This is a genomic window from Microbispora cellulosiformans, assembly GCF_008728085.1.
GTDB classification, from domain to species: domain Bacteria; phylum Actinomycetota; class Actinomycetes; order Streptosporangiales; family Streptosporangiaceae; genus Microbispora; species Microbispora amethystogenes.
The window spans coordinates 144,106-156,664 of the sequence record NZ_VYTZ01000013.1 but is presented as its reverse complement, the minus strand read 5'-3'; the positions used below and the strand labels follow the sequence as shown (position 1 = coordinate 156,664).

Genomic DNA, 12,559 nt, shown 5'->3' with positions numbered 1-12,559 from the left:
GCAGACCGAGCGTGTCCCATGGACCGGTCGGGGCACGACGCGACAGCGACGCGACATCGGGGAGGATGACGCCGTGGGAACCGCGGTCCGAACTGCCATGGGCATGGGCGCCGCCGCCCTCGCCACGCTGATGCTCACCTCACCCGGCGCGCGGGCCGCCACCTCGGCCGCCGCTGTGGCCCCCGCCGGCAACCCCGCGCCGCAGCCGTCGGCCACTCCGGTTCCGTCCGCCTCCCCCGTGTCGTCGGCGTCGGCGACGCCGTCCGGGTCGGCCACGCCGCCCACACCGTCCGCCACCGCCTCGCCTTCGGCGTCTCCGACCCCGCCCGCCGGCGCGAGGATGCACACCTACTCGTACGGCCCGCACCCCCGCCAGATCATGGACGTGTGGTGGCATCCCACCGGCCCGCGGCGTCCCGCCGTGTTCGTCGTCCACGGCGGCTGGTGGTCGGGGGGCGACAAGAAGTACATGACGTCGGTCACCCGCTACTACGTCCAGCAGGGTTACACCGTCGTCAACCTCGACTACCGGCTGTCGGGCGACGCGCCGTGGCCGGCCCAGCGCACCGACGTCCTGTCCGCCGTCGCCGCCGTGCGCAGGCACCCGGCCCTCTTCAACACCGATCCCGGGCGCTACGTGCTCCTCGGGTTCTCCGCCGGCGGTCACCTCGCCGCCGCCGTCGGCACCTACGGCGACGGCCGGCCGGGCCTGCGCGGGGTCGTCGGGATCTCGCCGCCCGTCTCGCCGCTCTCGGCGTACGAGGACGGCACCGCGTTCGGCACGTACGAGCAGCGCAAGCTGCGCCGGGCGGCGGTGCGGCTGGCCGGGGGCTGCTCCCCGGCCCGGTGCCCGCGGGTCTGGTCGAGCATGGAGGTGCCGTTCCACGCCACCCCCCATGACGCGCCGATGCTCGCGGTCCACTCGGCCGACGAGTTCGTTCCGCCGTACCAGAGCGAGGTGCTCAGGGAGTCGCTGGAGAACGTCGGAGTCCCGATGACCGTCAAGACGATGGCCGGCACCTTCCACAGCGCGCCGCTCTACCGGGAGCCCGGGGTCGCCGAGACCGTGCGGGCGTGGATCGCCGCCCGCCTGGCGCAGCCCGCCCGCTGAACGCCCGACCCGACCGCCTCCCCTGACCGATTGACCGGATCGCGCCGCCGAGAACAGCCGGGGAACAGCCGGCGCGTCCGCGATGTTGCCATGACTGCCCAAGCAACGCGTTGCCCCATGAAGTGGCCCAGGAAAGGGACGAAGATGGCGCTCACGGTTTACACCACGAGCTGGTGCGGCCCCTGCAAGCGGCTGAAGAGCCAGCTCACGCGCGAGGGCATCGCCTACAGCGAGGTCGACATCGAGCGCCACCCGGACGCCGCCGAGTTCGTCATGAGCGTGAACAACGGCAACCAGGTCGTGCCGACCGTGGTCACCGACTGCCACACCATGACGAACCCCTCGGTCGCCGAGGTCAAGCGGCACCTCCAGGGCGCCTGCTGACCTCTACCGGCCAGAGTCGGAAATCGGCCCGCCGTACCAGGTCTCGATCATCCGCCGGGCGATCGAGACCTCGGGCGGCAGGAGCAGATCACCCGACCGCACCTGGGCGTCAAGCTCGTCCCGCGACAGCCAGCGGGCCTCGGCGATCTCGTCCAGGTCGGGGCGCAGGTCGGTCGTGACGGCGCGGGCGAAGAAGCCGAGCATCAGGCTGCGCGGGAACGGCCACGGCTGGCTGCCCAGATAGCGGGGGGTGGCGACGGCGACGCCGACCTCCTCCAGGACCTCGCGCACCACCGCGTGCTCCAGCGACTCGCCCGGCTCGACGAACCCGGCGAGCACCGACATCCGGTTCGCCGGCCACGCCGGGCCGCGCGCCAGCAGGACGCGGCCCTCGTCGTCGTGGACCAGCATGATCACGGCGGGGTCGACGCGGGGGAAGTGCTGGCTGCCGTCGCGCGGGCACACCCGCATGTGCCCCGACGCGGTCACGTCCGTGGGGCCGCCGCACCTGGGGCAGAACTCGTGGGTGGCGTGCCAGGCCTCCAGGGCCACCGCGTAGACGAGCAGCCCCGCGTCACGGTCGTCGAGCAGCACCGCGGCCTCCCGCAGGCCGGCCACGTCGCCGGCGCTCCGGGCGGGCTCGGGCAGCGGCGCGTTGACCGCGAAGTAGGGCACGCCGTCCTCGTCCACGCCGAGGAGATAGCGCGTGCCCTCCGGCGCCTCCGCCGGAGAGGTGAGCACCAGCGCCGCGCCGTCGGTGAAGCGGCTGATCAGCGTGCGGCCGTCGTGGACGAGGAGGACCCTCGTCTTCTCCGCCTCCCAGGCCCTTCGCAGCCACTCCTCGTCGCCGCGCAGGGCCGCCGATCGGTCGATGGCGCTCCGCGCGAGGAGCAGGGGGCCGAGCAGTCCGTCCGCGATTTCCACGCCGTCATCCTTCCACTGGCGCCGCCGCGGCAATCTCCCCGTCAAGCCCGTTCCTCGCGTCACCGCGCTAGGATGCACTCACTTAGGTTAGCCTTACCTATCGGAGGGCCGGTGCGGCTGTACCTCACCACGCTCAACCCGACCGACTCGGTGACCGGCGGTTTCCTTCCCGCCGCGGCCGCGCTGGGCTGGGACGTGACGATACTCACCGACCAACCTGATCGGTATGCCGGGTACCCGGGATGCGAGGTCCTCGCCGCCGACGTCCGCGACGCCAGGGCCGTGATCGACGCCGTGGCCGCCCATCACCCGCCCGGCGCGATCTTCTCGAACTCCGACCACCTCCAGGCCCCCACCGCACTCGCCGCCGAGTATTTCGGCCTGCCGGGCAAGGACTGGCGGGCCTGCGTCACCGCCAAGAACAAGGCGCTCACGCGCCGCGCCCTCGCCGCCGTGGAACCGGTCAGGTCCGTACGGATCCCTCCCGGCGGCGACCTCCCGCGCGACCTGCCGTACCCGGTGGTGGTCAAGCCCGCGCTCGGCGTGGCGAGCGAGGACGTCGTGCTCGTGGGCGGCCCGGACGCGCTGCGCGCGGCGGTGGCGGAGATCCGGGAGCGCCGCCCGGCAGAGGTCCTGGTGGCCGAGGAGTTCCTGGACGGGCCGGTGCGCACACTGGAGACCCTCGGCGACGGCGCCGGTGACGGCGGCCGTTACAGCAGCGGCCATGGCGGTGGCGGTTACAGCGGCGGCCGGGACGGCGGTGGCGGCGGTGGGCGTCACAGCGGCGGCGCGCGGCGGGTCCTCGGCGGGTTCGCCACCACGCTCGGCCCGCCGCCGCGATTCGTCGAGGAACGTCTGGACTGGCGGCCCCCGGACCCCGGGCACCTCCCCCGCCTGTCCGCCGCGCTGGACGCCGTGGGCGTCGGTTTCGGGGTGTGCCACACCGAATACGCCGTCACCCGGGACGGCCCGCGGATCATCGAGATCAACTATCGGCTCATCGGCGACACCTGCGACTTCCTGCTGGCCGACCTCCTCAACGTGCCCCTGCACGAATGGGTCCTGCGGATCCACGCCGGTGAGCCTCTCTCCGCGTTCGACTTCGACGCCTTCGCCGCCGGTCCGTTCGACCACGCTGCGCTCGACGTCGGCGGCCCGCGCCCGGCGTACGGGTCTGTCGTGAGCCTCATGGCCGAGCGCTCCGGCACGGTCACCGCCGCACCGCCCGACCTTCCCGCGCTCAGCATTCCCGCGCCGGACTTCTTCGCGCCGGGTCTTTCCGGGCCGGGTCTTTCCGCATCGGGTCTTTCGGCGGCTGGTGCCGGGGACGGCGTACGGCTGTGGCACCGGGCACTGCGCCAGATCGGCGAGCACGTGGAGGTGACCGGCACCAACCGCGACTATCTCGGCCTGCTCCGCGCCGTCGGCCCGGACCGGGAGCACGTCGACGCCGCGGTGGACGCGTTCCGGAAGGAGCACCCTTGGGTGCTGGCATGACGGCGGAGCACTACCTCGCCGCGCGGGTGCTCGACGCGCTGCTGCGGGAGGACTACGGCGGTGTCTCCTCCAGAGTGACCCGCGACAGGGACGGCGTCGCGATCGTCCTCGCCTCGGGACGGCGGGCCGGCCTCACGCCGGGCAGCCCGTTCCAGGACTTCTCGACGGCCCCTGACGAGCGCCTGCGCCTGGCCGAGGTGCTGGACACGCTGCGGGAGGTCGCCGACCCGGCCGACGCCGAGGGGGTCGCCGCCTTCGCCCGGGAGTGCCGCGAGACGCTCACGGCCCTGAAGGCCCGGCACCGGCTGCGCGGCGAGGTGGCCCGGCGGCTGCGCGGGCGGGACGGACTGATCCGCTACGAGTCGCTGGCCGCCTCGGTGGACCATCCGCTCTATCCGACGGCGCGCTGCCGCCTCGGCGTCTACCCCGGCGACCTGCCGTCGTACGCGCCGGAGTTCGCGCCCGAGTTCACGATGCGCTGGACGGCGGTGCCCCGGGAGCTTGCGACGCTGTCGCGGCCGGAACCGCCCGCGTGGTGGCCCCGGCCAGAAGATGTCGGGCTGCCGCCCGGCCTCGCCCGTACGCACGTGCTGTTCCCTGTCCATCCCCTGGCGGAGCCGCTCGTGGCGGGGCTCTCCGGGCTGGTGCCGGGGCGGCGTCCGTACCTGGAGGTGCGGCCGACCCTGTCGATGCGGACGGTCGAGGTCGGCCCGCGCGTCCATCTCAAGGTGCCGCTGCCCACCAGCACGCTCGGCCTGCGCAACCGCAGGTCGATCAAACCGGGAACGCTGCGTGACGGCGCGCTGGCCGAGTCGCTGCTGCGCCGGATCCTGGTGCGCGAGCCCGGCCTGCGCGCCACGCTCGCCGACGAGCAGACGTACGGGCACGCGGGGCACGAATATCTGGGCTGGCTGGTCCGCGGGCTGCCCGAGGGCGAGATCGTCCCGGTCGCGGCCCTCCTCGCGCCGCTGCCGGACGGGGACGACCGGCTCGTCGCGCACGAGGTGGCCGGGCGGCACTACGGCGGCGACGTGCGCGCGCTGCTGGACGACTACCTCTCGGCGCTGTTCGCCTGGAACGTCGCGCTCTTCGTGCGGTACGGCGTCGCGCTGGAGGCCCACCAGCAGAACCTGGCCCTGCTGTTCGGCGACGGGCCCATGCGGCTGCTGGTCAAGGACAACGACGGGCTGCTCGCCTCCCCCGGGCGGTTGCGGGCCGCTGGGCTCGACACGCCGGACTTCGACGACGCGCGCATGCTGACCGACGACCCCTATTCGCTCGCCGACGTCTTCGTGACGATCACCCTGCACCTGGCCGCCATGGCGGTGGCCCACGGCCTGCTGCCCCGCTCCGGCGCCGCGCTGGTCCGGCGGGCGCTGACGGCCGCGCTGGAGCCGTACGGGGACGACCCGATGGCCCGGCTGCTGCGGGCCCGCACCCTCGACGCCGCCCGCCTGACCGGCAAGTCGATGGTGGTCGCCGGGACGCTCGTCGCGAAGGAGCGCACCGGAGCCCGGGACGTCAACAAGTTCTACGGAACGACCGGCCCCAACTATCTGAGAGGCGCCCGCTCCGTGGATCTCCCATGCGTGGATCTCCCAGCTGCGGATCTGAAGGCCGACGAGACCGCGCTGGGGGCGCTGCTGCGCTGCTGGCTGCGTGAGATCGGCGGCCCGCGTGGCGACGTACGCGCCGCCGGGCCGCATCTGACGCTCCGGGTGGCCGGGACACCGGTGCGCGTCCGCGCGCGCGGAGGCATCGCCCTGCGTTTCGACGGCCCGCCCGAGTGCCTGGCGGAGGGGCGGTGGCGGCCCCTCGACCTGCCCTCCCTCCTCGCGCTCGTGGAGAGCGATCTCGACGGCGGCAACGAGGAGTTCGCCGACCAGGTCCGCGCCGGGCGCGACGCGGCCGTCGCGATCCTCGCCGCCCGCGAGCGGGCCGCCCCGCCCGCCGACCCCTGGCTCGCCTCGGAGCAGGCGCTCGTGGCCGGGCACCCGTTCCATCCGGCTCCAAAGGCCCGCGCGGGTGACGGCTGGCTGGACCACGCGCCCGAGGCGCACGCGCGGTTCACGCCGCGACTGCTCGGAGTGCGCGCCGACCTGGTGGCCCAGGAGGGCGACACGACGGCGCTGGACGGCTTCGGCGAGGCGCCGCCGGGCTACCTGCCGCTGCCCGCCCATCCGTGGCAGCTCCGTCTGCTGGCCGCCGACCTGCGGGAGCCACTCGCGGACGGGCGGCTCGTGGACCTCGGGCCTGGCCCCCGCACGGTCGTGCCCACCTCCTCGGTCCGGACCGTGTACGACCCCGGCGCCGGCGTGTGCCTGAAGTTCAGCCTCGACGTGCGGATCACCAACTGCGTGCGCAAGAACGCGTGGTACGAGCTGGCCGGCGCGGTGGAGCTGACCCGGCGGCTCGCCCCCGTCTTCGAGCTGCTGGACAGGCGTTTTCCTGGCACCCGCTGGCTGCCCGAGCCCGGCTATCGGTCGGCCGCGCTCGGCACGCGGCTGCTGGAAGGGCTCTCGGTGATCGTCCGTACCGGGCCGTGGGCCGTGTGCGGGCCGGGAGTCACGCCGGTCCTCGCCGCGGCCGTGGCGGCGGGCGGCGAAGGGGTCCCGAAGGCCGTCCTGGCCCGCCGGGCGGCCGACCCGGTCGCCTGGTTCGAGGCGTACGCCGAGCGCGTGGCATACCCGGTGCTCGACGCCTACATCCGGCACGGCGTCGTGCTCGAACCCCACGTGCAGAACGTGCTCGTCGGGTTCGACGCGGACGGGTGGCCCGCCGAGGTCGTCTTCCGCGACCTGGAGGGCACCAAGCTGGTCGCCGGCCGCCACGACCTGACCGGCCTGCCGGCCGAGGTGGCGGGCTCCCTGTCGTACGACGCCGGCCGCGGCTGGGACCGGGTGGCCTACTGCCTGTTCGTCAACCATCTGGCGGAGGTCGCCGCCACAGTGGCCGACGCAGTGGCCGACGCAGTGGCCGACGCGGCGACGGGCCGGACGACAGGCCCGGCCACGGACCCGGCGACGGCCCGGCTGGCGGACGCGGGCGGTGAGCGTCTCCTGCGGGACCTGTGGGCCGCCGCCCGCGCGTCCCTTGAGCGCTACGTGGACAGCCACGCCGCCGGTCCTGACGCCCTCGTGCCGCTGACCCGGCTGCTGGCGGGGGCGCCGCTGCCCGCCAAGGCGAACCTCACCGTACGGTGGGCGAGGGCGGCCGACCGGGAGGCCGGATACGTGCCCGTCGCCAACCCACTCGCGCCACCCGGGCTGCGCTCCCGCCCGCTCTGGCCCGAGCCGACCCACGCCAGGGGGCGCGGATGAGCATGGACATCCCATCGGCCGTGCGGCAGGTCGCCGAGTCGCTGGACGACGTCCCCGCCTACGTCTACGACCTCGCCGGGCTCGCCCGCCATGCGGCGGCCGTACGCGCCGCACTGGCCGGGACCGAGCTCTGCTACGCCGTCAAGGCCAACCCCGACCCCGAGGTGCTGCGGGTTCTCGCGCCGTACGCGGACGGGTTCGAGGTCTCCTCCGGCGGCGAGTTCGAGCACGTCAGGGCGCTGCTGCCGGACGCCCCGCTGAGCTTCGGCGGGCCGGGCAAGACCGGCGCCGAGCTGGCCCTGGCCCCCTCGGCACACCGGTGGCACGTCGAGAGCCCGGCCGAACTGCGGCGCCTGCGCGGCCCGGCGGACGTGCTGCTGCGGGTCAACCTCGACGTGCCCGTCACCGGCGCGGCCCTCGCGATGGGCGGCGGCGCCACACCGTTCGGCATGGACCCGGACGGGGTCGCCGAATGCCTCGCCCTGCTCGCTCATTCCACCCCCGGCGACGCCGCCTCGGATGGAATCCCAAGGAGGCGCTCAGGCGGCCTTTCAAGGCGCCTGCCAGGCCCTGTCTCAGCCGACGTCTCAGCCGACGTCTCAGGCGGCCTCTCAGGCGAGCCGGACGGGCGGGGGGCGTTGCGGCTGCGGGGCGTCCACGCCCACCTGGCGAGCGGCCTGGCCGCCCCCGACCTGCTCACCCTCGCCGAGGCCGTGCTCGCGTACGGCAGAAGCCTGGGCCTGCGGGAGTTCAACCTCGGCGGCGGGATGGCCGTCTCCTACATGCGTCCCGAGGAGCGGTTCGACTGGGCGGCGTACGGCGCGGGCCTGCGGGAGCTCGCCCGGCCCGGTGAGACGCTGCGCGTGGAGCCGGGACGGGCCCTGACCGCCTACTGCGGGTGGTATCTGACGACCGTGCTCGACGTGAAGCGAGTCCACGGGGAACGCTTCGCCGTGCTCTCCGGCGGCACCCACCACCTGCGGACGCCGGTGACGAAGGGCCACGACCAGCCGTTCGCCGTACTGCCCCGAAGCGGGAAGGGCGAGGACGGCCCGGTGACCCTGGTGGGACGGCTCTGCACCCCGAAGGACGTCTTCGCCCGCCGCGTCACCGCCGCACTCGCCGTCGGCGACGTCGTCGCCTTCGCAATGGCCGGCGCGTACGCCTGGAACATCTCCCACCACGACTTCCTCATGCACCCGAAGCCCGAGTTCCACTACTTGAGCTGAGGGCCGAGAACCTTCGCGGAGTTGGCGAGGCGGGCCGCGTTGAGTCCGCCCTTCAGGCGCTCACGTCGACCACGACGCGAACCGTGGCCTGGTCCGTCTCCGTGGTGCGGACCGTGAGAACGGCCTGCCAGCGACCCGGGAACGGCAGGTTCAGCTGGCCGATGTAGTGCCCGCCGGCGCCCTGGAGCTCCACCGGGATCGGCCCGAGGTCCCGGTCTGTGAGGGTCATGGCGGCGTGCACCTCCGGCACGTTGAGCGGCGCGCCGTTCGGGCCGAGCACCGACAGGTGCAGCTGCGCCGGCCCCACCTTGGGCGGGAATACCGCGAGCAGCACCGCACCGCGCGAGGCGGGGCCGGAGCCGGCCGAGAACGGCACGGGTGTGGGCACGGCCGGCACCGGCGCCGCTCGATTCGCGGGCGCCGCCGTATTCGCGGGCGCCGCCGTCGAGCGGTGCTCGGCGAACGCCGAGCGGGCCGGCTCCATTGCGACCAACGCGGCGGACAGGCCGAGCACGACGGCGCCCACCGCCATCTCGGCCAGCAGCCGCCGGTAGAACGCGTAGAGCTGGTGCGGGTCAGGGCCGCCGCGGCGCCGGTTGCCGCCCGCGCCGTAGTGGCGGGCGACCCATCTGCGGGCGGCGGCGCCGAACGCGACCAGCACGACCACGAGGGCGACCTTCGCCAGCAGAACCCGGCCGTACGCGGTGGCGAACAGCGTCGGCGGCGACCCGACCTGCCGCCATGCCTGGAACAGGCCGGTGGCGGCGATGAGCGCCACGCACACCAGCGCCGTGTGCGAGAACCGGGGCACCGCCACGCGCAGGGTCACGGCGTCGCGGGCCGGCACGTGCGTCATGGCGAGCGCGACGAGACCCCCGAGCCAGACCGAGGTGGCGACGAGGTGCACGACGTCGACCGGCACGGCGAACCCGCCGGCCTCGCCCGTCACGCTGTGGTTCGCGATGCTCCAGGTCGCGGCGAGCGCCGCGGCGGCCGAGAGCACCGCCGCCGCGGCCGTCCACCGCGTGCGGCGGTCCGGCGCGTCCGGGTAGCGGTTCAGCAACCAGACGAGCGCGGGCGCCGCGGCGAGCAGCAGAGCGACGCGAATCCCGAGGGCACGGCCCAGGCCGGTGTCCCACGTCGTGGACAGCAGCCGCGGGTCGAAGGCGCCCGCCACATCGCCGTCGGCCACGTACGGCCCGTACAACAGGCCGGAGGCGATCGCGGCGGCGAGGCTGGCGCCCCAGCCGGCCCACAACACCCGCCGGGCCGGCCGTCGCCGCGCACCGGCCGGCCAGCACCACACCAGGTAGAACGCGGTGCCGAGCAGCACGGCGAACCCCGCGAACGCGGCCCACCGGGCGGCGCCGTACGCCGTCGCGGCATCGCCGGAACGATCGCCCGGGGGCGTGACGCCGGCCGGGCGGCTGCCCGGCGTACCGACGGTGAACGTGTAGGCGCCCTGCACCGGGTGGCTGTCGGAGGACACCACCCGCCACGAGACGGTGTAGACGCCGTCGGCGAGTTTCCCGTTCAGCGGGGCCTCCACCGACGTGTCGTCGCCCACGCGGTGGACCGGTGCGCCGATGCCGATGCGGGCGCCGTCCGGGCCGAACAGCCGCAGGCCGTCCGGCGGCACGGTCACCGGGTCGGTGAACTGCAGCAGCAGCGTCCGAGGGGAGTCCTGGTAGATCTGGCCGTTGGCCGGCGCGGCGTCGACCAGTTCCGCGTGCGCCCAGGCAGGGCTCGCCACCACGAGGGACACGGCGGTGGCGAACCCTGCGAGGAGGACGGCGAGCCCCGCGCCGCGCGTCCTGGTGCGGGTCACGGCGAGAGCCGCGCGGCGGTGTCCGCCTCCGCGAGCGGCGCGGAGGCCGGCACCGGGGTGCGCCGGCGCAGCCCGGTCGCGGCCGCCGTCAGCAGCGCGAGGGCGCCGAGCGCGAGGCCGGCCCAGCCGAGCAGGCGAGCGACGCCGTCGCCGGTGGGGGTGGGGGTGGCCGCGGCGGGCGCGGCGGGCGCGGCGGCCTGTGCGTCCGCCGGCTTGACGTCGATCACCGGCGCCGGGTGTTCGGGCCGTGGCGCGCCGGCCTCCGGGATGTCGATCCAGCGGACGACCTCACCGTCGCTGTAGGTCTGCAGCGCCTTGAACACGAGCTGGCCGGGCGTGGTGGGCAGCGGACCGAGGGACACCTCGAAGACCTGGAACTCGCCGGGCTTGATGGCGCCGCCCTCCCACACGATGCCCGTGACGGCCTTGTTGGCGACCTCGTCCTCGTCCCCGCCGGACGCGGCGTTCGGCAGTTGCCGGGTGGCGACAGTGGCCGTCCAGCCCGCGACGGGGCGCAGGGAGACGCTGGTGAGCTGGGCGTTCTCCGGGAAGACGACCTCGACGCGGGTCGTTTTCGCGTCCGCGCGCTCGTCGGGCACCTTGAACGCGAACGTGCCGTAGCCGCCGGTGGTGGCGACCGAGGGGGAAACGGTGACGTGGGCCCACGCCGGCGAGGTGGGGGCGAGCAGGACGGCGATGCCGGCGACGAGCGTCGCGGCGACGCCACGGATGAGCTTCATGCGCGGACTCCTTGCGCGTATCGGTATGTGGAGCCCGTGCCGGCCAGGTGCGCTCACGGCTGACCGGCACGGGTTCGGAGGCGGGTTCAGCCGGCGATTACGGCGTCACATTGACGATCGTCACGAGGCCGATCATGCCGTTGGGTCCCTCGGAGTGGGAGAAGATGTGGCAGTGCAGCATCCACTTCCCGGGCTCTTTGGGCTGGAAAACGATGTCGTACGTCTGTCCGACGCCGACGTTGAGCGTGTCCACGGTGTACGGTGAGGCGAGCTTGTTGCCGTCTTGGGCCACGACCTGGAACGGCACCCCGTGCAGGTGCATCGGGTGGATCATCTCGGGGCCCGTGCCGATCAGCCGGACGTGGACCTTCTGGTTGACCGCCGCCGCCAGCGGCACGGTCGCCGGGTACGACTTGCCGTTCAAGGTGAACCCGTTGGAACCGTCGCCGATCTCGATGGTGTAGTGCTTGTCGGCGGCGATGTCGCCCAGCGTCGGGGTCACCAGGAGCGCGCCGTAGAGGCCCCGGCCGACCTGGCCGCCACCCATGTGCGAGTGGTACCAGTGCGTGCCGGTCGACTTGGCGGTCCACTCGTACGTGTAGGTATTGCCGGGCATGATGTGCGGCTGGGTGATGTCCGGCACGCCGTCCTGCGCGTTCGGCAGTTGCATGCCGTGCCAGTGCACCGCCGTGTGCTCCGGCAGGTCGTTCTGCACGATGACCCGCACCTGGTCGCCCTCGTTGACCTTGATGGTGGGGCCGGGCACTATGCCGTTGAACGTGTACGCCGGCTTCACCACCCCGGGCGAGACCTCCCAGTCGGTCTGCGACATGCACAGCTTGAACACCTTGACGCTGCCGACCAGGTTGTAGGCGGCCAGCCGGGTGCCATCGCCCTGGTCGGCGCCGAGGACCGGGTTGTCGCAGGGCGCGGAGCCGGGCGCCGGCGTCGTCGGGGTGACGCTCGGGCTCGCGCCCGGGCTGCCACTCGGCGACGGGCTCGCGCTCGGCGAGCGGGACGGCGACGGGCTCACGCTCGGCGAGCGGGACGGCGACGGCGACGGCGGTGCCGTCCCGGCGTTGATGATGCCGGTCATGTACGGGTGGAAACTGCAGTAGTAGTTGTACGAGCCGGCGGCGGCGACGGTGACCATGAAGCTCGCCCCGGGCGGCAGGTCCGGGGACGTGAAGTCGCCGCGGATGGCGTGGACGGTACCGTCCGTCTCCTGGTTGACGAACGTGACCGTGTCGCCGGGTGCCACCGTGAGCACGTCCGGCGTGAACGCGAAGTTCTTGATCGCGATCGTGTGGTTCGTGGCACTGTTCGCGGCCTTCGGCGCGAACAGTGCCGCGCCGGAGACCAGCATCGAGAGCGCGATCACGCCGATCAGCATCAGCCGCCGTACCGGTGGCGAGGCGTCGGAGAGGGCACGCCGGAGGGCCGCGAAGGGCTCCGGCGCGGTCGTATCAGACATGGGTGTACTTCCTCGTCTACTGTGGAATGCACGCGCCCACGTGTCGGCGGCC

Annotated in this window: 9 protein-coding genes; 5 read left to right on the top strand and 4 right to left on the bottom strand. The window is 73.9% G+C overall.

What is annotated here, in order from left to right:
- The first annotated feature begins 73 nt into the window (after positions 1-73).
- Positions 74-1,111: an alpha/beta hydrolase gene (locus tag F5972_RS29375; protein ID WP_225312005.1), complete on the top strand. Its 1,038-nt coding sequence runs from the start codon at positions 74-76 to the stop codon at positions 1,109-1,111.
- 144 nt (positions 1,112-1,255) lie between these two features.
- Positions 1,256-1,495 carry a mycoredoxin gene (locus tag F5972_RS29370; RefSeq protein ID WP_150938033.1) on the top strand — a complete coding sequence of 80 codons (240 nt, stop codon included), beginning with the start codon at positions 1,256-1,258 and terminating at the stop codon, positions 1,493-1,495.
- 3 nt (positions 1,496-1,498) lie between these two features.
- Here the strand turns inward: F5972_RS29370 and nudC are convergent, their stop codons facing one another.
- The gene (gene nudC, locus F5972_RS29365) at positions 1,499-2,413 is read right to left on the bottom strand and encodes an NAD(+) diphosphatase (protein ID WP_404803086.1); all 915 of its coding nucleotides are present in this window, start codon (positions 2,411-2,413) and stop codon (positions 1,499-1,501) included.
- Positions 2,414-2,530: 117 nt separating this feature from the next.
- Here nudC and F5972_RS29360 point away from each other — a divergent pair, with 117 nt between their 5' ends.
- Genes F5972_RS29360 through F5972_RS29350 form a run of 3 tightly spaced genes read left to right on the top strand, consistent with a single transcriptional unit; the run spans position 2,531 to position 8,465 of the window.
- Complete coding sequence (locus F5972_RS29360; protein WP_150938029.1) at positions 2,531-3,916, top strand: ATP-grasp domain-containing protein; 1,386 nt, start codon at positions 2,531-2,533, stop codon at positions 3,914-3,916.
- Positions 3,901-7,236, top strand: a complete 3,336-nt coding sequence (locus F5972_RS38455) for an IucA/IucC family protein (RefSeq protein ID WP_225312004.1) — start codon at positions 3,901-3,903, stop codon at positions 7,234-7,236. Before F5972_RS29360 ends, F5972_RS38455 begins: the two co-directional genes overlap by 16 nt.
- Positions 7,233-8,465, top strand: a complete 1,233-nt coding sequence (locus tag F5972_RS29350) for a type III PLP-dependent enzyme domain-containing protein (RefSeq protein WP_225312003.1) — start codon at positions 7,233-7,235, stop codon at positions 8,463-8,465. Before F5972_RS38455 ends, F5972_RS29350 begins: the two co-directional genes overlap by 4 nt.
- A 52-nt stretch (positions 8,466-8,517) precedes the next feature.
- Here F5972_RS29350 and F5972_RS29345 read toward each other — a convergent pair whose 3' ends face one another.
- The 3 genes from F5972_RS29345 to F5972_RS29335 form a co-directional block, all read right to left on the bottom strand.
- Positions 8,518-10,293 (bottom strand): copper resistance CopC/CopD family protein, encoded by a 1,776-nt coding sequence (locus F5972_RS29345; RefSeq protein WP_150938027.1) that lies wholly within the window; start codon positions 10,291-10,293, stop codon positions 8,518-8,520.
- Positions 10,290-11,033, bottom strand: a complete 744-nt coding sequence (locus F5972_RS29340) for a YcnI family copper-binding membrane protein (protein WP_150938025.1) — start codon at positions 11,031-11,033, stop codon at positions 10,290-10,292. Before F5972_RS29340 ends, F5972_RS29345 begins: the two co-directional genes overlap by 4 nt.
- A 97-nt stretch (positions 11,034-11,130) precedes the next feature.
- Entirely contained in the window at positions 11,131-12,507 is a 1,377-nt protein-coding gene (locus F5972_RS29335; RefSeq protein ID WP_150938023.1) for a multicopper oxidase domain-containing protein, read from the bottom strand.
- Positions 12,508-12,559: the final 52 nt, after the last annotated feature.